This is a genomic window from Flavonifractor sp. An92 (assembly GCF_002159175.1).
In the GTDB taxonomy this organism is placed as follows: Bacteria; Bacillota; Clostridia; order Oscillospirales; family Oscillospiraceae; genus Pseudoflavonifractor_A.
On sequence record NZ_NFGZ01000017.1, the window covers coordinates 27,045 to 52,656 of the forward strand.

20 protein-coding genes are annotated in these 25,612 nt (G+C 64.4%); 11 read left to right on the plus strand and 9 right to left on the minus strand.

The window, feature by feature from the left end:
* The first annotated feature begins 165 nt into the window (after positions 1-165).
* Positions 166-507, plus strand: coding sequence for a hypothetical protein (locus tag B5G43_RS11660; RefSeq protein ID WP_087261564.1), 342 nt, complete (start codon positions 166-168; stop codon positions 505-507).
* A 63-nt stretch (positions 508-570) separates the two neighbouring features.
* On the opposite strand, the gene spoIIID is transcribed toward B5G43_RS11660, so the two are convergent.
* The 3 genes from spoIIID to B5G43_RS17370 form a co-directional block, all read right to left on the minus strand.
* On the minus strand, positions 571-819 hold the full coding sequence (gene spoIIID / locus B5G43_RS11665) for a sporulation transcriptional regulator SpoIIID (protein WP_087261566.1): 249 nt from the start codon (positions 817-819) through the stop codon (positions 571-573).
* Positions 820-938: 119 nt separating this feature from the next.
* Positions 939-1,622 (minus strand): guanylate kinase, encoded by a 684-nt coding sequence (gene gmk / locus B5G43_RS11670; RefSeq protein WP_158097422.1) that lies wholly within the window; start codon positions 1,620-1,622, stop codon positions 939-941.
* A 245-nt stretch (positions 1,623-1,867) separates the two neighbouring features.
* Positions 1,868-2,020 carry a hypothetical protein gene (locus B5G43_RS17370; protein WP_158097423.1) on the minus strand — a complete coding sequence of 51 codons (153 nt, stop codon included), beginning with the start codon at positions 2,018-2,020 and terminating at the stop codon, positions 1,868-1,870.
* A gap of 185 nt (positions 2,021-2,205) precedes the next feature.
* Here B5G43_RS17370 and mnmE point away from each other — a divergent pair, with 185 nt between their 5' ends.
* From mnmE to B5G43_RS11685, 3 genes are read left to right on the plus strand one after another with little or no spacing between them, the layout of a single operon-like run.
* The gene (mnmE, locus tag B5G43_RS11675; RefSeq protein ID WP_087261570.1) at positions 2,206-3,567 is read left to right on the plus strand and encodes a tRNA uridine-5-carboxymethylaminomethyl(34) synthesis GTPase MnmE; all 1,362 of its coding nucleotides are present in this window, start codon (positions 2,206-2,208) and stop codon (positions 3,565-3,567) included.
* A gap of 32 nt (positions 3,568-3,599) precedes the next feature.
* A complete protein-coding gene (locus B5G43_RS11680) occupies positions 3,600-5,489 on the plus strand; it encodes a BMP family ABC transporter substrate-binding protein (protein ID WP_087261572.1) in 1,890 nt (629 codons plus the stop codon).
* The gene (locus B5G43_RS11685; protein ID WP_087261574.1) at positions 5,486-6,076 is read left to right on the plus strand and encodes a metallophosphoesterase; all 591 of its coding nucleotides are present in this window, start codon (positions 5,486-5,488) and stop codon (positions 6,074-6,076) included. The genes B5G43_RS11680 and B5G43_RS11685 overlap by 4 nt, the downstream gene beginning before the upstream one ends.
* 47 nt (positions 6,077-6,123) lie before the next feature.
* Here the strand turns inward: B5G43_RS11685 and B5G43_RS11690 are convergent, their stop codons facing one another.
* Complete coding sequence (locus B5G43_RS11690) at positions 6,124-6,630, minus strand: nitroreductase family protein (RefSeq protein ID WP_087261576.1); 507 nt, start codon at positions 6,628-6,630, stop codon at positions 6,124-6,126.
* A 75-nt stretch (positions 6,631-6,705) separates the two neighbouring features.
* Positions 6,706-10,251, minus strand: coding sequence for a pyruvate:ferredoxin (flavodoxin) oxidoreductase (gene nifJ, locus B5G43_RS11695; protein ID WP_087261578.1), 3,546 nt, complete (start codon positions 10,249-10,251; stop codon positions 6,706-6,708).
* Between the two features lie 231 nt (positions 10,252-10,482).
* Between nifJ and B5G43_RS11700 the strand changes: the two genes are divergently transcribed.
* From B5G43_RS11700 to mnmA, 5 genes are all read left to right on the plus strand, one after another.
* On the plus strand, positions 10,483-12,003 hold the full coding sequence (locus B5G43_RS11700) for a YifB family Mg chelatase-like AAA ATPase (protein ID WP_087261579.1): 1,521 nt from the start codon (positions 10,483-10,485) through the stop codon (positions 12,001-12,003).
* Positions 12,004-12,024: 21 nt separating this feature from the next.
* A complete protein-coding gene (locus B5G43_RS11705) occupies positions 12,025-13,764 on the plus strand; it encodes an ABC transporter ATP-binding protein (protein ID WP_087261581.1) in 1,740 nt (579 codons plus the stop codon).
* 491 nt (positions 13,765-14,255) lie between these two features.
* Positions 14,256-16,118 carry a tRNA uridine-5-carboxymethylaminomethyl(34) synthesis enzyme MnmG gene (gene mnmG / locus B5G43_RS11710; protein WP_087261612.1) on the plus strand — a complete coding sequence of 621 codons (1,863 nt, stop codon included), beginning with the start codon at positions 14,256-14,258 and terminating at the stop codon, positions 16,116-16,118.
* 17 nt (positions 16,119-16,135) lie between these two features.
* Complete coding sequence (locus tag B5G43_RS11715; RefSeq protein ID WP_087261583.1) at positions 16,136-16,855, plus strand: MBL fold metallo-hydrolase; 720 nt, start codon at positions 16,136-16,138, stop codon at positions 16,853-16,855.
* A gap of 54 nt (positions 16,856-16,909) precedes the next feature.
* Positions 16,910-17,923, plus strand: a complete 1,014-nt coding sequence (gene mnmA, locus B5G43_RS11720; RefSeq protein ID WP_087261585.1) for a tRNA 2-thiouridine(34) synthase MnmA — start codon at positions 16,910-16,912, stop codon at positions 17,921-17,923.
* 457 nt (positions 17,924-18,380) lie between these two features.
* On the opposite strand, the gene B5G43_RS11725 is transcribed toward mnmA, so the two are convergent.
* The 4 genes from B5G43_RS11725 to B5G43_RS11740 form a co-directional block, all read right to left on the minus strand.
* Positions 18,381-19,628 (minus strand): competence/damage-inducible protein A, encoded by a 1,248-nt coding sequence (locus B5G43_RS11725; protein ID WP_087261587.1) that lies wholly within the window; start codon positions 19,626-19,628, stop codon positions 18,381-18,383.
* A gap of 88 nt (positions 19,629-19,716) precedes the next feature.
* A complete protein-coding gene (locus B5G43_RS11730) occupies positions 19,717-21,714 on the minus strand; it encodes a hypothetical protein (protein ID WP_087261589.1) in 1,998 nt (665 codons plus the stop codon).
* 203 nt (positions 21,715-21,917) lie between these two features.
* The gene (thiI, locus tag B5G43_RS11735; protein WP_087261591.1) at positions 21,918-23,090 is read right to left on the minus strand and encodes a tRNA uracil 4-sulfurtransferase ThiI; all 1,173 of its coding nucleotides are present in this window, start codon (positions 23,088-23,090) and stop codon (positions 21,918-21,920) included.
* A gap of 18 nt (positions 23,091-23,108) precedes the next feature.
* A complete protein-coding gene (locus B5G43_RS11740; protein WP_087261593.1) occupies positions 23,109-24,005 on the minus strand; it encodes a diacylglycerol kinase family protein in 897 nt (298 codons plus the stop codon).
* 338 nt (positions 24,006-24,343) lie between these two features.
* On the opposite strand from B5G43_RS11740, the gene B5G43_RS11745 reads away from it, so the two are divergent.
* Positions 24,344-25,072 carry an AzlC family ABC transporter permease gene (locus tag B5G43_RS11745; RefSeq protein WP_087261595.1) on the plus strand — a complete coding sequence of 243 codons (729 nt, stop codon included), beginning with the start codon at positions 24,344-24,346 and terminating at the stop codon, positions 25,070-25,072.
* Positions 25,066-25,434 (plus strand): AzlD domain-containing protein, encoded by a 369-nt coding sequence (locus tag B5G43_RS11750; protein ID WP_087261597.1) that lies wholly within the window; start codon positions 25,066-25,068, stop codon positions 25,432-25,434. Before B5G43_RS11745 ends, B5G43_RS11750 begins: the two co-directional genes overlap by 7 nt.
* Positions 25,435-25,612: the final 178 nt, after the last annotated feature.

Here is a 25,612-nt window from a genome sequence, read left to right on the forward strand (position 1 = left end):
GGGCCGGTTTCGGTGGAAAAAGGGCTTGCAATACTCGAACATCTGTTGTATACTAATACTCGAACAAAAGTTCTTTTTCAAATCCGGGAACAAAAAGGCCCTCCGGAGCGTCCTTTCTAGTAGAAGCAACTGCACCGCGCGCCGGGAGAGCAGGGAGGGAGCCGTATGGAGACAAGGTATGTGACGCTGAAAGCACGGTATCGCTGTGTGCCCCGGGCCGAGGAGCAGGCCAGCGGCGGCGGTGTGCTCTATGAGACGCGGTTGGAGCACCGGGCCGAAGTCCCCAAGACCCCGGCCGGCGGTGGAAAAGTGCTGGACCTGGAGGAGTACCGCCGCCGGCTGGAAAAGCAGCAGGCGGTGGAGGAAGAGCCCGAGGAGGAGCTCTCCCCTGCCCCCGCACCGGTCACCCGGCGGGAGCGCCTGATGCTGCTGCTGGACGGGGTGGCCACGGCGGCCCTCATCGCGGTGGCGGGCGGTCTGCTGCTGGCGGTGTGGAGCTGGATGTAAAAGGAACGAGAGCGCGGGCCTCCCGGATGCTGCCGGGAGGCCCGTTTTTGACGTCCGGGGCGCTTACGCGCCCCGGTATTTTTTGCGGGTGGCCAGACCGCCCCGGATATGCCGCTCCGCCTTGTTTTCATCCAGCACCGCCTTGACCTGTAAGTAGAGGGGCCGGTTGAACCCGGGCAGCCGCTCGCTGAGGTCCTTGTGTACGGTAGATTTGGAGATCCCGAAGATCTGGGCGGCGGCGCGGACGGTGGTCCGCTCTTCGATGAGGTACAGGGCCACCTGAGTGGCCCGCTCTTCGATGTTTCCCTTCACATGGCAACAACTCCCCTGACCTTTGCAGATACACAAGCATGTATATGAGGAAAGGCGCCGGGGTATGAGAGACGAAAACGCCGCCGCGGCATAGCCGCGGCGGCGTTTGGATCGGTATCTTACATGGACAGGATCTCGTTGGCGAAGTCGGACTGGGGCTTCAGCTCGCTCTCGATGTAGCTCTCCAGGAAAGCCTTCATGCTGTTGCGGCTGTACCGGTTGCCGTGGATGATCTGATCCAGGCGGCGGACGGTCTTGTTGACCTCGTCGTTGATGAGGATATAGTCGTACTGGCCGGCGCAGAGGATGTCCTCCTGGGCGCACTCCAGATAGTCCTTGATCTGCTCATCGGTCAGCTTGGTGGAGGCGCGGACGCGCTTCTCCAGCTCCTCCCAGGAGGGGGGCACGATGAAGATGAGGGTGGCGTCGGGGCAGAGGGCGCGGACCTTCATGGCGCCCATGACGTCCACGTTCAGGATGACGTTGTGGCCCTCCTTGCGGTTGTTCTCCACCGCCTGCTTGGGGGTGCCGTGACCGATGTTCTTGGAGTAGACGAACTCCAACAGGGCGTTGGAGCGGACCAGCTGATCGAACTCCTTCAGGGAGATGAAGAAGTAGTCCTTCCCCTCCTCCTCGCCGGGGCGGGGCTCACGGGTGGTGACGGAGATGGACTCGCGGGCGTTGGGGTGCTCCTGGAGATACTGGCGAATAACGGTATTCTTACCCACACCATTGGGACCAGAGATCACGATAAGCTGTCCATATTCGGCGATTCGGTCAAAATAGCTCTTTTCCATACTCATAGATCCGGCCTCCTTGTTTCTTCGCGCCCACATCGGGGGACTGGTTTTGAAAGTGGTCGGGGCCATCCGCGGGGGATCGCCCCGGGTATCTTGCGCAGGTGCCCGGAGGGGTCCCCCAACGCCGTCAGACAGGGCTTGGACGGCCTTCGGACGGGGATTCCAGGCGGGGCAGTCCAGAGGTGGACCACCGTTTAAGTTATTGTACCGTGCTCAAAGTCAGATGTCAAGTAGCTAGAGACAGATTATTAAACTGACAGGTTTTCGGTGAAATAATCCGGTTTTGACAGGTTCGGCGTCATGCCCTTCCAGCTTCTGGATGAGGTGTGGTGGAAAAGAAGCCCTTGCGCCGCAGGCTTTTCCACATTGTCCACCGAGTTATCCACATCGAATGTGGACAAGTCCGGTGGAAAAACCACCTAGCTTAGTTAACATAAAATTTTTATGAGCCAAAAGAAACGGCAGAATGTCCAAAAAGCGCCCCCCTTCCCCATTTGGTGCGGCCTTGTCCCGGGAAAGCGGGCATGATACAATAGACACATTCACAGGGGCCGCCCGGGCGCGGCGGAAAGATGAGGTGTGTGCCATGCGAGATACCATAGCGGCGGTGGCCACCGGCGGCGTGCGCTGCGCGGTGGGAATCCTGCGTCTGTCGGGGCCGGAGGCCATCCGTGCGGCGGGGGCGGTGTTCCGGCCCATGGGCGGAACGCCCCTGGCCGAGTGTGAGGACCGCCGCCTGGTGCTGGGCTGGCTGCTGGACCGGGAGGGCCGGCCGGTGGACCAGGTGCTGGCCACCGTGTCCCGCGCCCCCCACAGCTACACCGGCGAGGACACGGCGGAACTGCAGTGCCACGGCTCCCCGGCGGTGCTGGCCCTGGGGCTGGAGTCCCTCTTTGCCCAGGGCGTGCGGCAGGCCGGACCGGGAGAATTCACCCGCCGGGCCTTCCTCAAGGGCAAGCTGGACCTGATGCAGGCCGAGGCCGTGGCCGACCTCATCGACGCCGAAACCCAGGCGGCCGCCCGCTGTGCTGGAGGCCAGCTGGCCGGCGCCCTGAGCCGGAAGGTGGGGGCGGTGTACGACGCGCTGGTGGATGTGAGCGCCCACTTTCATGCGGTGCTGGACTACCCCGATGAGGACATCGACCCCTTCAGCGCCCGCACCCTGGACGAGGCCCTCTCCGGCGCGGAGCGGGACCTCTGCTCCCTGCTGGAGAGCTACCAGCGGGGCAAGCTCCTGGTGGAGGGCATCCCCTGCGCCATCGTGGGGCGGCCCAACGCGGGCAAGTCCTCTCTTCTGAACGCCCTCCTGGGCTATGAGCGGGCCATCGTCACCGACATCCCCGGCACCACCCGGGACACCGTGGAGGAGAAATGCACCCTGGGCGGGCGGCTCCTCCGGCTCATCGACACGGCGGGCATCCGGGAGACCGGCGACGCGGTGGAGCGCCTGGGTGTGGAGCGCAGCCGCCGCGCCCTGGAGGGGGCGGAGCTGGCCCTGGTTCTGCTGGACTCCACCGCGCCGCTGGGCCCGGAGGACGCCGATATTCTGGATCTGGCGTCGGCGGTGCCCCACGTCATCCGGGTGTACACCAAGGCTGACCTGCCCGGCAGCGTCCCCCCTCCCCCGGAGGAGGAGCACGCCGTCCTCCTCAGCAGCCGCACCGGCGCGGGGCTTTCCGAGCTGGAGGCGGCCATCGCCGCCTGCTTCCCTGCCGGGGCCGACCAGGAGCGGGGCGAGCTGCTCACCAACGCCCGGCAGGCCGAGGCCGCCGGCAGAGCCCTCTCCGCGGTGCGCTCCGCCCGGGAGAGCCTGGATATGGGCATGACCCCGGACGCCGTCCTGGTGGACGTGGAGGGGGCCATGGGGGCTCTGGGAGAGCTCACCGGTCGCAATCTGCGGGAGGACGTGACCGGGCGCATTTTTGCACGTTTCTGCGTGGGCAAGTAGGGCCCGCGCATGCCATAGAAGGGAGAGAACCTATGCCATTAGAGACCTATCACCAGGCCCTGCGCCTGGGACAGAAGGATGCCAAGCTTTACCAATCCCAGGGGAAGGACCCCTATCTTCAGGTCATGCCGGAGGAGTGCGAGCGCTGCACCCGGCGGGAGTTTCTGGGGGTGGTGGACATCCCGGCCCACGCCATCGTGGGCACCCAGTCGGATAACCGCCGGCTGTCCTTTTCCCCCTCGTTTTACCCCCTGATCGAGACCCGCAGCGAGTTTTCCACCAAGTGGGTGGATCTGTGCGACGCCCACCTGAGCGAGGGCATCCGGGACCCCATCAAGGCGATCGAGTATCTCCACCGCTACTACGTGGTGGAGGGCCATAAGCGGGTGAGCGTGCTGAAATTCTTCGGCGCGGTGAGCATCCCCGGCGTGGTGACCCGCCTGATCCCCGACCCCTCCGACGACCCGGAGGTGGTGGCCTATTATGAATTCCTCCAGTTCTACCGCCTGACCGGCATCAACTACCTGCCCTTCCGCCGCCCCGGGGAGTACGCGGAGCTGTGCAAGCTTCTGGACTACCCGGACAACGCCTCCTGGAGCGCCGAGCAGATCTACACCTTCCGCTCCTTCTTCTACACCTTCCAGGACGCCTTCCTGGGCAAGGGGGGCAACCCCGACGCGGTGCCCGAGGGCCTGCTGGTCTTTCTCCACATCTTCGGCTACCAGGACTCCATCCACAAGCTGCCCGCCGATATCAGCCGGGAGCTGGAGTCCATCCGCGCCGAGATCGAGAACCGTCTGGACCAGGCGGGGGTGATCCTCCTGCTGGACACCGAGGCCAAGCGCCCCCTCATCCACATGAGCAGCCCCGGCCCGGTGTGCGCGGCCTTCCTCCACGGGGGAGACGCCCGGGTGTCCGGCTGGGTCCACGCCCACGAGATGGGCCGCCGGGCCATGGAGCTGTCCATGGACGGCCAGGTGCGCACCCTGGTGTATGAGGACCTGGTGGGCGACGCCGCTGTCACCCAGGCCATGGAGGACGCCATCGCCCAGGGGGCGGACGTGATCTTCACCACCACCCCGGCCATGATCGCCGCCAGCGTGAAGGCGGCGGTGGCCCATCCGGAGGTCAAGATCCTCAACTGCTCGCTGAACATCGCCCACCCCTCCATCCGCACCTACTACCCCCGCATGTACGAGGCGGAGTTTTTGAAGGGCGCCCTGGCGGGCACCCTGGCCCCGGGGGGCAAGGTGGGCTATGTGGCCGACTACCCCACCTACGGCACCATCGCCTCCATCAACGCCTTCGCCCGGGGGGTACAGATGGTGAACACCCGGGCCACCGTCTATCTGGAGTGGTCCCAGCTGGCCCAGGGCGGCCATATGGAGCGCCTGACGGCGGCGGGGGTGTCCTATATCGACAACCTGAGCATGCTCACCAATGACGAGTACGGCATCCTGGCCAGCGACCGCCTGGTGGCCCCGGACTACGCCCCCCACAACCGGGCCATTACCCTGTGCCGCTGGGGCGAGGTGTATAAAAAGCTCATGTCCCGCATCCTGGACGGCCGCTGGAAGAGCGATGTCCACGGCAGCAGAGCCACCAACTACTGGTGGGGCATGAATCAGGGCGTGGTGGACGTGATCTGCTCCCGCACCCTGCCGGACAGCACCCTCCAGCTCATGGAGCTGCTGCGGGAGGCCCTGGGCTCCTACCGCCTTCTCCCCTTCTCGGGGACGCTGCGGCGGCAGGACGGCCAGGTGGTGCACCGTGGGCGGGACTCCCTGTCCGCGGAGGAGATCCTCACCATGAACTGGCTGGCCTCCAATGTGGAGGGCCGCCTGCCGGAGATGGACGAACTGACCCCCAAGGCCCAGATGCTGGTGCGCCTCCAGGGTGTGAACCGGGAGGAGACGCCGTGAAGATCCTGGCCATTTCCGACTACGAGTCCCCCTATCTGTGGGACTACTTCACCCCCGACAAGGTGGAGGGGGTGGACCTGATCCTCTCCTGCGGGGACCTGAATCCGGACTACCTGTCCTTCCTGGTGACCCTGTCCCACGCCCCGGTGCTCTACGTCCACGGCAACCACGACGGCCGCTATGAAAAAAGGCCGCCCCAGGGCTGCGTGTGCATCGAGGACCAGGTGTACAACTTCCAGGGGGTGCGCATCCTGGGGCTGGGCGGCTCCATGCGCTACCACAACGGCCCCCACCAGTACACTCAGGCCCAGATGAACCTGCGGGTGCTCAAGCTGTACACCTCCCTGCGCCTCATGCGGGGCTTTGACATTCTGGTGACCCACGCCCCGCCCCACGGGATTTGCGACACCAAGGACCTGGCCCACGAGGGGTTCCTGGTCTTTAACCGCCTGGTGGACCGCTTCCACCCGGCGGTGGCCCTCCACGGCCATGTTCACCTGAACTACGGCCACCGCCTCCACCGGGAGAGCATGCTGGGCGAGACCCGGGTCATCAACGCCTATGACCACTACCTATTTGAAATCTGAGTTAAAAAACCGGCCGGGAGCTCTGCTCCCGGCCGGTTTGCCGTCTCTTAGAGGTATTTCACCCGGCTGGGGTCGTAAAAACCCCGGGGCGCGGGCTGTTCGTCGGGGACGCCCACGGCCACGATGGCCAGGGGAACGCTGGTGACGTCCAGGATCTTCTGGAGGGCCTCCACCCGCTCCATGGCGGGGTAGCAGCCGCACCAGCAGGTGCCGTAGCCCAGCTCCACCGCCTGGAGGAGCAGGTTTTCAATGGCTGCGCCGCAGTCCTGGGGCCAGAAGGGGCCGCACTTCCCCTCCTGCAGGTCGGGGCGGCCGCAGACCACGATGGCCAGGGACGCGGTTTTCAGCATGCCGGTGTAGGGGTGGGCGGCCATGAGCTGCTCCTTGACGGCGGAGCTCTCCACCACCACGAACTCCCAGGGGCGGCTGTTCACCGCGCTGGGGGCCAGCATGGCGGCCTCCAGCAGCTGCTGCACATGCTTGGCGGGGATGGGGGCGCCGGGCTGGTACTTGCGGATGGAGCGGCGGGCGCGGATGGCTTCCGAGGTATTCATATCCACAAAACAACTCCTTTCGGTGGAAAAAATGCACCCCGTGCCGTGGGGGCACGGGGTGCATGGTGGTATGGCTTACTTGTAGAGCTCGACGAGCTTGGTCAGATGCTCGTAGCGCTCCTTGGCAGCCTCCTCGTTCTGAGCGAAGAGCTCCTTGGCGACCTCGGGGAAGGACCGGGTCAGGGAGGAGTAGCGGGCCTCGTTCATCAGGAACTCCTGATAGCCGCCAGCGGGGGCCTTGGAGTCCAGGGTGAAGGGGTTCTTGCCCTCGGCCTTCAGAGCGGGGTTGAACCGGAACAGGTTCCAGTAGCCGCACTCGACAGCCTTCTTCATCTCGGCCTGGCAGTTGGTCATGCCGCCCTTGATGGAGTGCATCTCACAGGGAGCATAGCCGATGACCAGGGAGGGACCGTGATAGTTGACAGCCTCGTTGATGGCCTTCAGGGTCTGAGCGGGGTTGGCGCCCATGGCCACCTGAGCCACGTAGACGTAGCCGTACTGCATGGCGATCTCGGACAGGGACTTCTTGGCCACGCGCTTACCGGCAGCGGCAAACTGAGCCACCTGGCCGATGTTGGAGGCCTTGGAGGCCTGACCGCCGGTGTTGGAGTACACCTCGGTGTCGAACACGAAGATGTTCACATCCTCGCCGGAGGCGATGACGTGATCCAGGCCGCCGTAACCGATGTCGTAGGCCCAGCCGTCGCCGCCGAAGATCCACACGGCCTTCTTGGAGAGGTACTCCTTCTCAGCCAGGACCTCCTTGCAGTCCGCGCAGCCGGCCTCGGCGCCCTTCTCCAGGACAGCGATGAGGGCCTTGGTGGCCTCGCCGTTGGCGGTGCCGTCCTCCTTGGTGTCCAGGAAGGCCTGGATGGCGGCCTTGGCGTCGGCGGGAGTGTTCTCCGCGGCGTTCATGGCCTCCAGCTTGGTGATCAGGCGGTCACGGATGGCCTTCTGGCCCAGATACAGGCCCAGGCCGTGCTCGGCGTTATCCTCGAACAGGGAGTTGGCCCAAGCGGGACCCTGGCCGCACTTGTTGACGGTGTAGGGAGAGGTAGCAGCGGGGCCGCCCCAGATGGAGGAACAGCCGGTGGCGTTGGAGACGTACATGCGCTCGCCGCAGACCTGGGTGATCAGGCGGGCATAGGCGGTCTCAGCACAGCCGGCGCAGGAGCCGGAGAACTCCAGCAGGGGCTGCTTGAACTGGGACTCCTTCAGGTTGGCAGTGCCCTCCATGTCGGCCTTGGGGGCGACCTTCTCGACCATGTAGTCGAAGACCTTCTGCTGCTCGGACTCCTGCTCCTGAGGCACCATGGTGAGGGCCTTCACGGGGCAGACCTTGGCGCAGACGCCGCAGCCCATACAATCCAGAGGAGACACAGCGATGGCGAACTTGTAAGTGCCCTTGCCCTTGCCGGCCTTGATGTCCACGATCTTGGAGCACTCGGGAGCCTCAGCGGCCTCGGCCTCGGTCAGAGCGTAGGGACGGATGGTGGCGTGGGGGCAGACATAGGAGCACTGGTTACACTGGATACACTTGGCGGAATCCCAGGTGGGGACCATAACGGCCACGCCGCGCTTCTCGTAAGCGGAAGCGCCCTGCTCGAAGGTGCCGTCCACGTGATCCTCGAAGGCGGAGACAGGCAGGGAGTCGCCGTCCATCTTGTTGATGGGCACCAGCAGCTCCTTGACCATCTTGACAGTGGCGGGACGACCGGCCAGCTCGGGAGCGGCGGTGTTGTCCTCGGCGGTGGCCCAGGAGGCGGGAACCTCGAACTTCTTGAAGGCGGTGGCGCCGGCCTCGATGGCCTTGTGGTTCATGTCGACCACGTCCTGGCCCTTCTTCAGGTAGGAGTGGGTGGCGGCGTCCTTCATGTACTGGATGGCCTCAGCCTCGGGCATCACCTTGGCCAGGGCGAAGAAGGCGGACTGGAGGATGGTGTTGGTACGCTTGCCCATGCCGATCTTGGCGGCCAGGTCGATGGCGTCGATGGTGTAGACCTGGACATTGTGCTCGGCGATGTAGCGCTTGGCCACGGCGGGCATGTGCTTGTCCAGCTCCTCATCGCTCCACTGGCAGTTGATGAGGAAGGTACCGCCGTCCTTCACGTCGCGGACCATGGGGAAGCCCTTGATGATGTAGGAGGGGTTGTGGCAGGCGACGAAGTCGGCCTTGTTGATGTAGTAGGGGCTCTTGATGGGCTTGTCGCCGAAGCGCAGGTGGGAGACAGTCACGCCGCCGGTCTTCTTGGAGTCATACTGGAAGTAGGCCTGGACGTACTTGTCGGTGTGGTCGCCGATGATCTTGATGGAGTTCTTGTTGGCGCCGACGGTACCGTCGCCGCCCAGACCCCAGAACTTGCACTCGATGGTGCCCTCGGCAGCGGTGTTGGGGCACTCGTGCTCAGCCAGGGACAGGTTGGTCACGTCGTCCACGATGCCGATGGTGAACTGACGCTTGGCCTCGGCCTTCTCCAGCTCCTCATAGACAGCGAACACGCTGCTGGGGGGAGTGTCCTTGGAGCCCAGGCCGTAGCGGCCGCCGATGACGGTGATGTCGTCCATGCCGGCGTTGGCCAGAGCGGTCACCACGTCCATGTACAGAGGCTCGCCCTGAGCGCCGGGCTCCTTGGTCCGGTCCAGAACGGCGATCTTCTTCACGGAGGCGGGGATGGCGGAGATCAGCTTGTCGGCGCGGAAGGGGCGGTACAGGCGGACCTTCACCAGGCCCACCTTCTGGCCGTGGGCGTTCAGGTAGTCGATGACTTCCTCAGCCACGTCGCAGATGGAGCCCATGGCGATGATGATGCGGTCGGCATCCTCGGCGCCATAGTAGTTGAAGAGCTGATAGTTGGTGCCCAGCTTCTCGTTGACCTTGCCCATGTACTCCTCGACGATGCCGGGGACAGCGTCATAGTACTTGTTGCAGGCCTCGCGGTGCTGGAAGAACACGTCGCCGTTCTCGTGAGAGCCGCGCATGACGGGGCGCTCAGGATTCAGGGCGCGCTTGCGGAAGGCCTCGACGGCGTCCATGTCGACCATGTCGGCCAGGTCCTCGTTGTCCCAGATGGCGATCTTCTGGATCTCGTGGGAGGTCCGGAAGCCGTCGAAGAAGTTGATGAAGGGCACGCGGGACTTGATGGTGGCCAGGTGGGCCACGGCGCCCAGGTCCATGACCTCCTGCACGTTACCCTCAGCCAGCATGGCAAAGCCGGTCTGGCGGCAGGCCATGACGTCGGAGTGGTCGCCGAAGATGTTCAGCGCGTGGCTGGCGACGGTACGGGCGGAGACGTGGAACACGCAGGGCAGCAGCTCGCCGGCGATCTTGTACATGTTGGGGATCATCAGCAGCAGGCCCTGAGAGGCGGTGTAGGTGGTGGTCAGAGCACCGGCGGCCAGAGAGCCGTGGACGGTACCGGAAGCACCGGCCTCAGACTGCATCTCGATGACCTTGACGGTGGTGCCGAAGATGTTCTTGCGGCCAGCGGCAGCCCACTGGTCCACGTTGTCGGCCATGGGGCTGGAGGGGGTGATGGGGTAGATGCCCGCCACCTCGGTGAACGCGTAGGATACATGGGCGGCCGCTGTATTGCCGTCCATCGTTTTCAGCTTACGAGCCATGAAACGATTCCTCCTTGTGTGGTTTTCCTTTCAGCAGCGTTTTTATTCTAACACCAACCTTTCTTTTTGTAAATCGTCTGTGCAAATTTCCGATAAAAAAATCTTGATTAAAATTTGGGAGAAGCATTTAAAATATCTGAACTGACGGTTCTGATTGCAATAGAGGTGAAGATGCAGTATGATAGAGAATCAAGACCGGCCAGTCTGGCGCTGGGAAAAGGAGGATGGGCGATGTTCTGTCAGGTGCGCAGTCTGGGGCTCCACGGGGTCACCGGATACGAGGTGCGGGCCGAGTGTGACCTCTCCAACGGCCTGCCGGCCTTCGACGTGGTGGGCCTGCCCGACGCGGCGGTGAAGGAGGCACGGAACCGGGTGCGCTCGGCGGTGAAGAACGGGGGCTTTACCTTCCCGGTGTCCCGGATCACGGTGAACCTGGCCCCCGCTGACCGGCGGAAGGAGGGGACGGTGTACGACCTGCCCATGCTGGTGGGCATCCTGGCCGCCGGGGGGCAGCTGCCGCCCCCGGAGCCGGACGCCGCCTTTGTGGGGGAGCTCTCCCTGGCCGGGGGGCTGCGTCCGGTGCGGGGCATGCTGCCCATGGCCCTGGCGGCCCGCCGGGCGGGCATCACTACCTTATATGTACCGGCCGACTCCGCCGCCGAGGCCACCCTGGCCGGGGGCCTGACGGTATACGGGGTACACGACCTGGAGGAGCTGGCCGCCCACCTGCGGGGGGAGAAGCCCCTCGCCCCCGCCACGGCCTGGACGCCGCCGGAGGGAAGTATGTCTCTCCCCGACTTTGCCGACGTGAAGGGCCAGGACCAGGCCAAGCGGGCCCTGGAGATCGCCGCGGCGGGAGGCCACAATCTGGCCATGATCGGCCCGCCGGGGTCGGGCAAGTCCATGCTGGCCAAGCGTCTCCCCTCCATCCTCCCCGCCCTTAGCGAGCGGGAGGCCCTGGAGAGCACCGAGATCCACTCGGTGATGGGCCTCACCAGCCGGGAGCACCCCATGGTGGAGGCCCGGCCCTTCCGTGCCCCTCACCACAGCATCTCGTCCACCGGCCTGTCCGGCGGCGGGAGCCCCATCCCGAAGCCCGGGGAGATCTCCCTGGCCCACAACGGGGTGCTGTTCCTGGATGAGCTGCCGGAATTCCACAAGGACGTTCTGGAATCTCTCCGCCAGCCCCTGGAGGAGGGCAAGGTCCAGATCGCCCGGGCGGCGGCCAGCGAGGAGTTCCCCGCCCGCTTCATGCTGGTGTGCGCCATGAACCCCTGCAAATGCGGCTGGTACGGCCACCCGTCGGGGCGGTGCCGCTGCTCCGAGGGGGAGATCAAGCGCTATCTGGGCAAGCTCTCCGGCCCTCTGCTGGACCGCATTGACCTCTATGTGGAGGTCCCGGCCCTGGAGTTTGAGGAACTTGCCCGCAAAAGCGCCGGGGAGTCCTCCGCCGACATCCGCAAGCGGGTGGAGGGGGCCCGGGCCATCCAGACCAAGCGCTTCGGCCCCGACGGCCCGGAGTGCAATGCCCACATGGGGCCCAAAGAGCTCCAGGCCTACTGCGCCCTGGACCAGAATTGCCGCGCCGTGATGGAGGGGGCCTTCCAGCGCCTGGGCCTCACCGCCCGGAGCTACGACCGCATTTTGCGGGTGGCCCGCACCATCGCTGATTTGGACGGGGCGGAGCACATCGAGGTGCCCCACTTGGCCGAGGCCATCCAGTACCGGGAGAGTCCCTATTTCCGCCGATGAACCGAGAGAAAGGAAGAAACTATGAATTGGAAACACGATAACCGGGGTTATCTGCGCATTTTTGCCTCCTACTATAAGCCCCACTGGAAGCTCTTCGCCCTGGATATGGTGTGCGCGCTGCTCATCTGCATTGTGGACCTCCTCTTCCCGGTGCTGTCCCGCTACTCCATGCAGACCCTGCTGCCCGGGCAGGCCTTTACGGCCTTCTTCGCCCTCATGGCGGCCCTGGGCGCGGCCTATGTGCTGAAAAGCGTCTTTTACTACATCGTCACCTACTGGGGTCACCTGCTGGGCGTGCGGATGGAGGCCGATATCCGCCGGGACCTTTTCTCCCACATGCAGGACCTGTCCTTCTCCTTTTATGACAAGAACCGCACCGGCCAGCTCATGAGCCGGGTCACCGGCGACCTCTTCGAGATCACGGAGCTGGCCCACCACGGCCCGGAGGACCTCTTCATCTCGGCGGTGACCCTGCTGGGCGCCTTCTGCATCCTCCTCACCATCCAGTGGCAGCTGGCCCTGGTGGTGTTCGCCGTGATCCCCCTCTTCATTCTCTACACCGCCCTCACCCGCAAGAAGATGATGAAGGCCTCCACTGAGGTCAAGGCCAAGCTGGCCGGCATCAACGGCGAGGTGGAGTCCTCCCTCTCCGGCATGCGCACCGCCAAGGCCTTCGCCAACGAGGCGGCGGAGAGTGCCAAATTTGACGCCGCCAACGACCAGTTCCGGGGCGCCAAGCGGGGCTACTACCGCATCATGGCCTTCTACCAGGCGGGGATGGAGTTCTTTATGGGCATCCTCTCGGTGCTGGTCATCGCCTTCGGCGGCTTCCTCATCATGCAGGGGAAGATGGACTTCATCGACCTCACCACCTTCGCCCTCTATATCACCACTTTCATTACCCCCATCCGCAAGCTCTCCGCCTTCGTGGAGCAGTTCATGCAGGGTATGGCGGGCTTCAAACGCTTCGTGGAGCTCATGCGCCTGGAGCCGGAGATCCAGGACGCCCCCGACGCCCGGCCCCTCACCCATGTGGAGGGAGATATTTCCCTGGAAAACGTGACCTTCCGGTATGAGCGCTCCGCCGAGCCGGTGCTGGAGCACCTGTCCCTCCACATCCGCCCCGGCGAGACGGTGGCGGTGGTGGGCCCCTCCGGCGGCGGCAAGTCCACCCTCTGCCAGCTCATCCCCCGGTTCTACGACGTCACCGAGGGCCGGGTGCTGGTAGACGGTCAGGACGTGCGGGAGCTCAAGCAGCACGATCTGCGCGCCCACATCGGCATGGTCCAGCAGGACGTGTTCCTCTTCGCCGGCACCATCTACGATAACATCCGCTATGGCCGGCCCGACGCCACCGAGGCCGAGATCATTGACGCCGCCCGCAAGGCGGAGATTTATGACGACATCGCCGCCATGCCCCAGGGCTTCCAGACCCAGGTGGGCGAGCGGGGCGTCATGCTCTCCGGCGGACAGAAGCAGCGTATCTCCATCGCCCGCATCTTTTTGAAAAATCCCCCCATCCTCATTCTGGATGAGGCCACTTCCGCCCTGGACAGCGTCACCGAGGCCCACATCCAGTCGGCCCTGGACGCCCTGGCCGTGGGCCGCACCACTCTCATCATCGCCCACCGGCTCTCCACCATCCGCTCCGCCAGCCGCATCGTGGTCATCGACGGCAGCGGCATCGCCGAGGAGGGCACCCATGAGGAGCTGCTGGCCAAGAACGGGGCGTATGCCAAGCTGTCCCGGGCCCAGGCGTAGCCTGGGGGTGTTTGTCCTCGCCGGACGGGCGTCCTGCGCGGACAGCGCCCGATTTCTTTTCGCGGAAAAGAAACCGGGGAAAGAAAAGGCGGAGAGGGGAACTTCTCGTTCCCCTCTCCACTCCCCTCCAAAAGGGCGGCCTTTTCGGGGTCCGCCCATATTGCCAGGGTACAACGCTTTCCGGATAGGCGGAAAGCCTGGAATTGGCCGCGCCATGCTAAGGAAATACCACCGCAGCAGAATGAAAGCCGGGATGCGCTTTGGGGGAGCCCAGAGGGGGGTATCCCCCCTCTGGGCTTTCTTTCCCACCGCTTTCTTTGCAAAGAAAGCGGTGCTCCCGCCGAGCAGGCGGCCCGCCCGGCGAGGGCAACGCCACCGGCCTTTGCCGGAGCCAGAAGAAGAGGAACCCTACCGGGCTCCTCTCTTTTCATTTGTCCTCGGTTTTGCTATAATAGTGCGAAACAGACCCATCCTAAGAGCGAGGAATGACCATGGACTACAACGCGGGACAATACGACATCGCCGTCATCGGCGCGGGCCACGCGGGAATCGAGGCCGCCTTGGCCGCGGCGCGGCTGGGGCTGCGGACCCTCTGCTTCACGGTGAACCTGGACGCGGTGGGCAACATGCCCTGTAACCCGGCCATTGGCGGCACCGGCAAGGGCCACCTGGTCCGGGAGCTGGACGCCCTGGGCGGCGAGATGGCCCGGGCGGCGGACAAGGCCTGCATCCAGTACCGGGTGCTCAACAAGGGCAAGGGCCCGGCGGTCTGGTCCCTGCGGGCCCAGGCGGACCGGCGGGAGTACCAGAAGATCATGAAGCACACCCTGGAGAAGCAGGAGAACCTGTGGGTGAAGCAGGGCGAAGTCACCGACGTACTCACCAAGGACGGCGCGGTGTCCGCCGTGCGCACCGCCACCGGCGCCATCTATGAGGTAAAGGCGGCGGTCATCGCCACCGGCACCCACCTGGGGGGCCGCATCATCGTGGGCGAGGTCACCCGGGACTCAGGGCCCGACGGGCTCATGGCGGCCCTCCCTCTCACCGAGAGTTTAAAGAAGCTGGGCCTCCCCATCCGCCGCTTCAAGACCGGCACGCCCCCCCGGGTCAACGCCCGCAGCGTGGACTTTTCCAAAATGGAGCTTCAGGAGGGGGATGAGACCCCGGTGCCCTTCTCCTTTGAGACGGCGGAGCCCCCGAAAAATCAGGCGGTGTGCCATCTCACTTATACCAACCAGCGCACCCACGACATCATCCGGGCCAATCTGGACCGCTCTCCCCTCTTTTCCGGGGTCATTGAGGGAGTGGGCCCCCGCTACTGCCCCTCCATCGAGGACAAGGTGGTCCGCTTTGCCGACAAAGAGCGCCATCAGCTCTTCATCGAGCCCATGGGCCTGGACACCGAGGAGCTCTACATCCAGGGCTTCTCCTCCTCCCTCCCGGAGGACGTGCAGGTGGCTATGCTCCACACCATCCCCGGCCTGGAGCACGCTGAGATGACCCGTGCGGCCTACGCCATCGAGTACGACTGTATCGACCCCACCGCCCTCCTCCCCACTCTGGAGTGCAAGAGCGTGCCCGGCCTCTACGGCGCGGGGCAGTTCAACGGCTCCTCCGGGTACGAGGAGGCGGCGGTGCAGGGCTTCGTGGCCGGGGTGAACGCGGCGCTGAAAATTTTGGGCCGCCCGCCCATGGTCATCGGCCGGGACCAGGGGTATATCGGCGTCCTCATCGACGACCTTGTCACTAAGGGCACCAACGAGCCCTACCGCATGATGACCTCCCGCACCGAGTACCGCCTCCTCCACCGGCAGGACAACGCTGACCAGCGCCTGTGCCCGGTGGGGCACATGGTAGGCCTGGTCAGCGACGAGCGGTACCGCAAGGTGCTGGACAAGTACGCCGCAGTGGAGAAGGAGCGCAAGCGCCTGGAGCACACCGGCGCAGCTCCCTCCCCGGAGCTGAATGCCCTCCTGGAGCAGCGGGGGGAGCCGCCGGTGCCCAACGGGGCCCGGCTGGCGGACCTTCTCCGGCGGCCCCGGGTGAGTTACGCGGATCTGGCCCCCTTTGACCCCCAGCGCCCGGCGCTTTCCCAAGCGGAGGCCGAGGCGGTGGAGATCGCCGTGAAATACCAGGGCTATATCGAAAAGCAGCTCCGGCAGGTGGAGGAGATGCGCCGGCTGGAGGGCCGGCCTCTGCCGCCGGACCTGGACTACGCCAACATGACCGGCCTGCGTCTGGAGGCCCGTCAGAAACTGCAAACCATCCGACCGTTGAATTTGGGCCAGGCCAGCCGCATCTCCGGCGTCAGCCCCGCCGACGTGGCGGTGCTGATGGTGGCTCTGGGCGACTGATTAGAAAGGAAACGCATATGCGACCCATGAATCTGGGCACCCTGATGGTGAACAACTACCTCTTCCCCACCCTGGCCGGGTATCTCCTGGTGGACACCGGATACGAGGGGGGCGGCGAGGCATTCTTCCGGCAGCTGAGCCGGAAGAAGATCGACCCCAACGAATTGCAGTGGGTGTTCCTCACCCACGCCCACGACGACCATGCGGGCTTTTTGAATGAAGTCCTCCGGGGCACCCGGGCCCGGGTGCTCCTCCACCCCCTGGCGCTGGAGCGGCTGCGGGGCGGCAAGAACCCGGACATCGGCGGCTGCCCCAACTACCACTCGGTGCTGGCCCGCCGGGCGCTTTCTCTGGCCGGACGGGGCAAACAGACCTTCCCGCCCCTCCCCCGGGAGCTGGAAAACCGCTGCATCCCCCTGGAGGGGGCCCGCCGCCGGGACCTGGAGTCCAGCCTGGGGGTCACCTTCCTGGACACCCCCGGCCACACCGCCGACTCCATGTCCCTCCTCACCGAGGACGGCTCCCTCTTCTGCGGCGACGCGGCCATGGCCGGACCGCTGTCCAGCAACTACGCCGCCAACTGGATGGAGGATGCGGAGGAGTACCGCGCCTCCTGGGAGACCATGCTGGACAGCGGCGCGCGGATGGTCTATCCCGGCCACGGCGGGGCCTTCCCGCTGGGCCTGCTGGGCCGGGCCTACCCGAAACTGAAGCGGGTCCACCTCCGCAAGCCCTGAGACGGTGGAAAACCGGTGGAAGTTGTGGATAACTTACCTGACAGGAGGGAATGAATGAGAGACAAGCTGGTATTGGGCCTCTCCGGCGGGGTGGACTCCGCGGTGGCGGCCCGGCGGCTGCGGGAGGAGTACGACGTGACCTGCCTGTGGCTGGACATCGGCCTGGGGGGCGGCGAGGACGCCGCCGCGGTGGCGGCGGAGCTGGGCCTCCCCTTTGAGACGGCGGACATCCGGGACGCCCTGGAGCAGCAGGTCTGCGGCCCCTTCGCCGCCGACTATCTGGCCGGGCGTACCCCCCTGCCCTGTGCCCGGTGCAATCCCACCGTGAAATTCCCTGCCCTGCTGGCGCTGGCCGACCGCATCGGCGCGCCCTATGTGGCCACCGGGCACTATGCCCGCCGGGGCGTGGGCCCCGACGGCCGGGCTCTGCTGCTGAAAGGCCGCCCGGCCAACGACCAGTCCTATATGCTGGCCCGTCTGCCCCAGGAGATTTTGCGCCGCACCGTGTTCCCCCTGGGGGACCTGGAGAAATCCGAGGTGCGGGCCCTGGCCAAGAGCTGGGGCATCCCGGTGGCGGAGAAGCCGGACTCCATGGAGATCTGCTTCATCCCCGACGGGGACTACGCCGCCTGGCTGGACAAGCGGGGCGGCACGCCGCCTCCCGGTGACTTTGTGGACCGGGAGGGGAACGTGATGGGCCGCCACAAGGGCATCCACCACTATACCCTGGGCCAGCGGCGGGGCCTGGGGGTGTCGGGGCCCCATCGGTACTTCGTCTCGGCCATCCGGCCGGAGACCAATCAGGTGGTCCTCTCCGACGGCACCGACCTCCACGCCGACCGGGCTTGCTGCACCGACCTCAACTGGATCGCCCTGCCCGGGCTCACCGCCCCCCGGCGGTGCACCGTGCGCCTGCGGCACTCCAAGAACGAGACGGAGGCGGTCCTCCACCCCACGGAACAGGGAGTGGAGATCCAGATGCTCACCCCCGCCCGGGCCCCTACGCCGGGCCAGCTGGCGGTGTTCTACGACGGGGATTCCGTCCTGGGCAGCGGCTGGATCTGCTAAAACAAAAAACGTCCTGTATTCTCTTGCACTGAGAATACGAGACGTTTTGTTTTATCCGGACAATCCGGAGGATTTGCCCTCGCCGGGCGGGCCGCCTACTCGGCGGGAGTACCGCTTTCTTTGCAAAGAAAGCGGTGGGAAAGAAAGCCCAGAGGGGGGATACCCCCCTCTGGACTCCCCCAAAGCGCATCCCGGCCTCCATCCGGCTGCGGAGGGATTTCCTTACTCTGGCGTGGCCAATTCCAGGCTTTCCGCCTATCCGGAAAGCGTTGTACCCTGCCAATATGGGGCGGCTCCCTGAAAAGGCCGCCCTTTTGGAGGGGAGTGGAGAGGGGAACGAGAAGTTCCCCTCTCTGCCTTTTCTTTCCCCGGTTTCTTTTCGCGAAAAGAAATCGGGCGCTGTCCGCGTAGGACGCCCGCGCGGCGAGCGCACATCCCTCCGGTCTGACCGGGGATGTTACAGCTCCAGCCCGGCGCAGTACCGCCGTACCAGGTCAAAGGCGTTGTGGGCGGCGGCAGTGCGTACCCGCTCCCGGCCGTTCCCGGCGTGGAGCTCCCGGACGTGGGTGCCCTCGGGGGTGGCAATGCCTACATACACCAGTCCCACCGGGTTGCCCCGGTCGTCGGGGTCAGGCCCGGCCACGCCGGTGACCGACACGGCCAGATCGCTGCCCAGCACCCGCCGGGCCCCCTCGGCCATGGCCCGGGCCACCGGCTCGGACACCGCGCCGTACTGCTCCAGCAGGTCCTCCGGCACGCCCAGCACGGTGTGCTTCACCTCGGTGGCGTAACTCACCACGCCGCCACGGAACACGGCGGAAGCCCCGGACAGGTCGGTCATCCGCTTGGCGATCAGTCCGCCGGTGCAGCTCTCGGCGGAGCCCAGGGTGAGGCCTTTTTCCTTCAGCAGCGCCAGCACCGCCGCCTCCAGAGAGGGGATGTCGGCGCCGTAAATTTTGTCCCCAAACAGCTCCCGCAGCTCCTTCTCCACCGGGGCGATGAGAGCCCGGGCGGCGTCCTCATTCTCCGCCTTGGCGGTGATGCGCAGCTCGCACTCCCCCTCCTTGGCGTAGGGGGCCAGGGTGGGATTGGTCATGGCATTCATTTTTTCCCGCAGGAGGGATTCCATCCCCGACTCCCCGATACCAAAGAGTTTCAGCGTCCGGGACACGATGGTCCCCTCGGACAGGGACTGGAGATAGGGCACAGCCCGGTAGGTGAACATGGCCTTGCACTCCCGGGGCGGGCCGGGGAGCATGATGATATGGACGCCGTCGGCCTCAAAGCCGCAGCCCGGGGCAGTGCCCCAGTCGTTTTGGAACACAGTGGCCCCCTCGGGCATATAGAACTGCTGGCGGTTGTTGGTGGTCATTTCCCGCCCGATTTTCTGGAAAAAGGCCCGGCAGCGCTCCTCGGCCTCCTGGTTGTAGACCAACTCCTTGCCGAAGCAGGCAGCCAGCACGTTTTTGGTCAGGTCGTCGCAGGTGGGCCCCAGCCCGCCGGTGGTGAGGATGAGGTCGGCCCGGGACTTGGCCAGCTCCACGGCGGCGCGGAGCCGCTCCGGGTTATCCCCCACCACGGTGTGGTAATAGACGTTGATACCCAGGGCGGAGAGCCCCTGGGAGAGCATCTGCGCATCGGTGTTGGCGATGTTGCCCAGCAGCAGCTCGGTGCCGACGGCGATGAGTTCAGCGGTGTGTGACATGGCAAAAGACCTCCTCACAGCTTGGATGGGGGCAAAAAGGGCCCCCGGTATGGAGTGTAATACCGGGGGCCCTGTGCGTCAAGGCAAATTACTTGGTGATGGTAAAGGAGCGGGTGATGGGCGCGGCCATGTAGTTGCCGCCCAGGATGCAGACGGTGACCACATAGCTGCCGGGCTCAGTGGGAGGCGTGGTGGTGGAGGAGTAGACGCGCCACTTGCTGGTGAAGCCGGAGTACAGGTAGTGGACACTGCTCTGGTCCACGGTCACATCGCCGTTATAGCTGAGGGTGGCCTTGAAGTCGAAGGTCTTGGCCTGCTCGGCAGTAAGCTTGCCGTTCGGAATCTCTTTGTTCCAGGTGAGCTGGGAGCCGGAGAGATGCATCTTCACCAGCAGGAAGCCGATGCCCACGCCGGTCTCATAGTTCTGGTTGTCGGTGACGGCGGCCACGGTGTAGAGGCCCGCGCGGTTGGTGGGCTCGCCGAAGGCCACGCGAACGCTGTCGGCGATGCCGGGCAGGTTGTTGATGGTCTCCAGGATCTTGCCGAAGGTGCCGGTGTCGATGTTCAGCGTGTCCAGCAGGTCCAGCAGAGCCTGGGTGCTGAAGAGCTCCCGCAGCTCGCCCACGGTGACGCCTTCCTGCATCATCTGGGTCAGAGTCTTCTGGCCCGCCAGCTCCAGCGCACCGTCGATGAGATCCAGGAAGGCACTGTCAGCGTAGCGCTCGGGCAGGTCCAGATACAGCGCGGTGGTCACGTTGCTGGTGACACCGGCGTAGATGGTGTAGATGTCAAACTCGTCAGCGGGATCGGTGGTGATGAAGTCGGCGGGCAGGTCCTCATCAGTGTAGACGTTGGTGGAGTTGACCTTCACGGAAACCTTGGCCTTGTTGACGGTGACGGTGCCCTCCACCTCGCCGCAGGGCTTGTAATCGGCGCTGCCCTTGAAGGAGATGCGGATCTGCTGGTTCTCGCCCGCGCCCATCTGGGGGTAGGTGGCCCAGTTGATGTTGCCGGTGTCGTAGCTCTTGCCCTCGATGGGAACCCATTCGTTGATACCGGAATCGATGCCGCCGTCAAAGAGGACGGCTTCGGCGTAGTACTCGATGACGAAGTTGTCGGCGGTCAGGGTGCCCTTGTCGGGCAGGGTGGAGGCGTCCCAGTCGATGACATTGTCCAGGATGGCCTGCTCCATGACGTCGGCGTCCATGTTGTAGGTGAAGGACGCGCCCTCTTTGAGGACCACATTACTCTGGATGCGATTGTCAATGACGTTGACAGTGGTCTCCTTAGAGACACCATAGTAACTATTGTTTTCCGCATAAGAAATGCGGATCTTCTGGTTTTCACCCACGGTCATACCGGGGTAAGTCAGCCCGGCGTTTTTTCCGCCCTCCAGAGGCATCCACGCTTTTCCAAGGCTACCCAGGGAGCCGGACTTGGCTTCGGCGTAGTACTCAATGTTCACGTCGTCCACGGTCAGCTCGGGGGTGGTGGAGGCCACCGCAGCAGCGAAGATGTTCTCACGCAGGGCATCATAGTTGACGGAGGTATCCTTGTTGTAGGGCAGAGCCACAGAGCAGCCCTGGTTCAGGGTGATGCTGGAGGACAGCTTGGCGGCCTTGGTCAGGGTGACGACAGTTTCAGGATCATTGGCCAGGCGGACCTGATAGTCGCCATTAGCTGCCTCTGTCAAAGCCGGATAGGTATAGGTATAATTAAAAACTTCTTTATAGTCCTCGGTAAAGCTGTGAAGGGGGCCAAACATTTCATTGCCCCAGACCGTAACTCCGACTTTCTTCGTCCAGCCTTCACGCTCATACTCCCATTCCAGGCTCTGGGGGTCAATGCCCTCAGGGTTGACGACCAGAGCGTCAAACAGGGCCTGCTTCACGGTGGCCTCGTTCGCACCGGCGGGGATCACGACATTTTCAGCGCTCTGGAGCTGGATGTCAGACGGCGCGACGGCCTGCTCGGTCACCTGGGTGGTTTCCACCTCGGCGGCCAGCGCGGTGAGGGCACAGCCCTGCACCAGGGTGAGGGCGGCCAGAAGCCCGGCCAGTCCTCTGCGGAAATTGGTGTGTTTCATGGATATCCCTCTCTCTCATTCAAATCCTCTCAGAAGAGATGAAAACGCCGCGGAGAGGTCTCCGCGGCGCTCCAGGGGACATTATAAAAGGGACATACGGCAAAAGCAATACAAATAGGATAAGTTCTTAAGAAAAATAGGAAGAAATCCAGCCAAAGTAACACGAAAAGTAACAAAAACGGTTACAAATTCGAGCGGGTGACTTAAGGCTCGATCTTGATGCGCTCGATGCCGTCCACGGCGGCCTTCACCATGGCGTCGATGTTCAGCACGGCCTCGGCGGCCTCCACCTCGCCGGGCAGGGGGCGCAGGCGGGGGTGGCGGGGGGTAAAGACGGTGCAGCAGTCCTCATAGGGCAGGATGGAGGTCTCGAAGGTGTTGATCTTCCGGGCGATGGTGACGATCTCCTCCTTGTCCATGCCCACCACCGGGCGCAGCACCGGCAGCGAGCAGGCCCCGCCGGTGAGCTTCATGGCCTCCATGGTCTGGCTGGCCACCTGGCCCAGGCTCTCGCCGGTGACGATGGCCCCGGCCTTGATGCGCAGGGCCACCTTCTCGGCAATGCGCATCATGAAGCGGCGCATGAGGATGGTAAAGAGCTCCTCGGGACACTTGCGGCGCAGCTCTTCCTGGATGGCGGTGAAGGGCACCACATGGACGATGAGCCGCCCGCACCAGGGGGTGAGGAGCTTGGCCAGGTCCAGCACCTTCTGCTTGGCCTCCTCGGAGGTGTAGGGGTAGGAGAAGAAGTGGACCATGTCCAGGGCCAGGCCCCGCTTGGCCATCATCCAGGAGGCCACCGGGGAGTCGATGCCGCCGGACAGCAGGCTCACGGCCCGGCCGTTGACCCCCACGGGCAGACCGCCGGCGCCGGGCTCCGGGTCGGCGTGGACGTAGGCGGCGTTCTCCCGCACCTCCAGATAGACGGTGAGCTCCGGGTGGTGCACGTCCACCTTCAGGTCGGGGTAGCGCTCGTCCAGCTCGCCGCCCACATACTGGGACAGCTGGATGGAGGTCATGGGGAAGGTCTTGTCGGCCCGCTTGGACTCCACCTTGAAGGTTTTGGCGGCGGAAAGCTTATCGCCCAGGTAGGAGCAGGCGGCCTCCACCATGGCGTCCTTGTCCTTGGGGCAGGCCAGGGCGCGGGACAGGCCCACCACGCCGAACAGGCGCTTCATGGCCTCCCACGCGCCGTCCAGGTCGCAGCTCTGGTCCATGGGTTCCACATAGAGGATGGACTGCTTGGAGTACACCCGGAAGCGGCCGCAGGGGCGCAGGAGGCGCTGGGCGTTGGCGATGAGCTTATCCTCAAAGGTATGGCGGTTCAGGCCCTTCAGGACCAGCTCCCCCAGCTTGAGCAGAATGATCTCTTCCATCAATAAAACCTCTCTCTTTTATTTTCTATATACGATATCCAGAGCCCGGGGCAGATTCTCGATCTCCGCCACCTTGTGGGCCCCGCCGAACTCCCCGTCCAGGGTCCAGGGCATCTCCTCCGCGCAGGTGACGGTGAGATGGCTGGTGTGGAAGGAGGTAACCGTCCCGCCCGCGGAGGCGGCATTGGCGGGCTGGACCAGGGTGGTCAGAAGGCTCTGGAGCTGGGCGGCGTTCTGGGGCTGGCGGATGAGCACCACCTCAAAGAGCCCGTCGTCCAGCTTGACTTCCCGCTCCGGCATACCCCGGAAGCCGCCCACCGACACGGTGTTGCTCACCATGCCGTAGAGGAACTCCCCCTCTTCCACGCCGTTGTCGTGCTCCACCCGCAGCCGGTAGTGGGGCAGGGAGGCCAGCCGGGCCGCCCCCTCCAGCACATAGGCCAGGTGGCCGAACATGTTTTTAAAGGACTGCGGGGTGTCGTAGGCCACGTCGGTGAAGGCGCCGAAGGCGGCCACATAGACGAAGTAGTCCTGGTTGAATCGGCCGATGTCCACCGCCCGGGGCACGCCTCCGGCGGCCGTCTCGGTTTTCCCGGCCACACTGCGGGGCAGGTGGAGGTTGCGGGAAAAGTCGTTGGTGGTGCCGGTGGGGAGATAACCCACAGCAGGCCGCTCCGGCAGGGCCATCAGGCCGGTGATCACCTCATGGAGGGTGCCGTCTCCGCCGCAGCACACCACCCGGTCAAAGCGCCCGCCCAGCTCCTCCGCGGCCCGGGTGGCGTCGGCCCGGCCCTGGGTGGGGTAGGCCGTCACCAGCCAGCCCGCCTTGGTGAAGGCGTCCAGGGCCTGGGACAGCCAGTGGAGGGCTTTGCCCTTTCCGGCGTGGGGGTTGTAGATATACAGCAGGGATCTCATGGTGTTTCCGGCCTCCTGAGTGGGTGGTAGATCCTCGCCGGGGGATGGATGCCCCTGGCAGACAGTATTATACATTATACAAGAACGGGAGAAAAAAACAACGTCATTTTGTAAACAAAAGGGCGGGATACGCCCCCGGGAGCTCTTGCAATCCGGACGAAAATTTATTACAATGGATCCAATGCGCAAGGGGAAGAAATGGGAAAAAACCGCTGCAATCGGGGGAGCATCTCCGCAAGAAACGGCTGTTTATTCATTCTCTTGAAAATCCTTGCAAATCATTCCGCCGGGCCGGTACCCGGCGGGCCATCCTATTTCGTGTGAGAAGGGATACGATCATGGACCGAAAAGCTCTGTCCGCGGCCTTTCCGGTGACCGTCCCGGTGCTGATGGGGTATCTGGCCATCGGCATGGCCTTCGGCTTTATGCTCCAGGCCGTGGGGTACAATTTCATCTGGGCGTTTTTTATGAGCCTGTCCATCTACGCCGGGTCGGGCCAGTACCTGGGCGTGAGCCTGCTGAGCACCGGCGCCACCCTGGGTACGGTGGCGCTGATGACCCTCATCATCAATTTCCGCCATCTGGTCTACGGCCTGTCCATGCTGGAGAAGTTCCGGGGTATGGGCATCCGGAAGCTCTACATGATCTTCTCCCTCACCGACGAGACCTATGCCCTGCTCAGCTCGGCCCAGGCCCCGGTAGGGGTGAATCCCCGGAATTTCTACTTTGCCATCGCCCTGCTGGACCAGTCCTACTGGATCCTGGGCTCGGTGATCGGCGCGGTGGCGGGGGCGGTGATCCCCATCGACACCACCGGCATTGATTTTGCCATGACGGCCCTCTTCGTGGTCATCGCCGTGGAGCAGTGGGAGACCTACCGCTCCCATCTGCCGGCGGTGCTGGGGGCCGTGGCCACGCTGATGAGCCTGCTGCTGGTGGGGGCGGAGAACATGCTCCTCCCCGCCCTGGCCATCATCGTGGTGGCGCTGCTCCTGCTGCGGGAGCGGCTGGATGACAAGGGGACCCAGGCGCCCCAGACGGACGGAGAGGAGGATGCGGTATGTTGACCCCCATGCAGGCGGTGGTCTCCATCGCGGTGATGGCGGTGGTGACCTTTCTGACCCGCGCGCTCCCCTTCCTACTCTTCGACCGGGGAAGCCATCCCCCCAAGCTGGTGCTCTACCTGGGCCGGGTGCTGCCTCCGGCCATCATCGCCATGCTCATCGTCTACTGCCTGCGGGGGGTGTCCTTCGCCGGGCTGGAGAGCTGGCTGCCGCCCCTGCTGGCGGTGGTGCTGGTGGTGGTCCTCCACCTGTGGAGACACAACAATCTCCTGTCCATTTTCGGCGGGACCGTCTTTTATATGGTCCTGATCCAGGCGGTGGACTGGCAGGCGGTGGAGAACACCGTTCTGGTCTTTTTCAACTGAAACAGAGCCCCGCTCCAAGGGCGCGCCGCATGCCGCGGCGCGCCCTTTTTCCATGCCGCCGCCCCGGCGGGTCCGGGGAGAAAAAGGGGCGTTTTTCGGCGAACCTTTAGGGCTTCAATACAAGAAATAGGTCGCAACCGAAATTAAGAGTGGTCAAAATAGACAAAACTAAAAAACT

Coding starts and splice junctions, on each gene's coding strand:
- B5G43_RS11660 (WP_087261564.1), top strand. CDS start 166: ATGGAGACAAGGTATGTGACGCTGAAAGCACGGTATCGCTGTGTGCCC.
- thiI (WP_087261591.1), bottom strand. CDS start 23,090: ATGGAAGAGATCATTCTGCTCAAGCTGGGGGAGCTGGTCCTGAAGGGC.
- B5G43_RS11740 (WP_087261593.1), bottom strand. CDS start 24,005: ATGAGATCCCTGCTGTATATCTACAACCCCCACGCCGGAAAGGGCAAA.
- B5G43_RS11745 (WP_087261595.1), top strand. CDS start 24,344: ATGGACCGAAAAGCTCTGTCCGCGGCCTTTCCGGTGACCGTCCCGGTG.
- B5G43_RS11725 (WP_087261587.1), bottom strand. CDS start 19,628: ATGTCACACACCGCTGAACTCATCGCCGTCGGCACCGAGCTGCTGCTG.
- B5G43_RS11730 (WP_087261589.1), bottom strand. CDS start 21,714: ATGAAACACACCAATTTCCGCAGAGGACTGGCCGGGCTTCTGGCCGCC.
- mnmA (WP_087261585.1), top strand. CDS start 16,910: ATGAGAGACAAGCTGGTATTGGGCCTCTCCGGCGGGGTGGACTCCGCG.
- mnmE (WP_087261570.1), top strand. CDS start 2,206: ATGCGAGATACCATAGCGGCGGTGGCCACCGGCGGCGTGCGCTGCGCG.
- B5G43_RS11705 (WP_087261581.1), top strand. CDS start 12,025: ATGAATTGGAAACACGATAACCGGGGTTATCTGCGCATTTTTGCCTCC.
- gmk (WP_158097422.1), bottom strand. CDS start 1,622: ATGAGTATGGAAAAGAGCTATTTTGACCGAATCGCCGAATATGGACAG.
- B5G43_RS11690 (WP_087261576.1), bottom strand. CDS start 6,630: ATGAATACCTCGGAAGCCATCCGCGCCCGCCGCTCCATCCGCAAGTAC.
- B5G43_RS11750 (WP_087261597.1), top strand. CDS start 25,066: ATGTTGACCCCCATGCAGGCGGTGGTCTCCATCGCGGTGATGGCGGTG.
- nifJ (WP_087261578.1), bottom strand. CDS start 10,251: ATGGCTCGTAAGCTGAAAACGATGGACGGCAATACAGCGGCCGCCCAT.
- B5G43_RS11715 (WP_087261583.1), top strand. CDS start 16,136: ATGCGACCCATGAATCTGGGCACCCTGATGGTGAACAACTACCTCTTC.
- B5G43_RS11700 (WP_087261579.1), top strand. CDS start 10,483: ATGTTCTGTCAGGTGCGCAGTCTGGGGCTCCACGGGGTCACCGGATAC.
- mnmG (WP_087261612.1), top strand. CDS start 14,256: ATGGACTACAACGCGGGACAATACGACATCGCCGTCATCGGCGCGGGC.
- B5G43_RS11680 (WP_087261572.1), top strand. CDS start 3,600: ATGCCATTAGAGACCTATCACCAGGCCCTGCGCCTGGGACAGAAGGAT.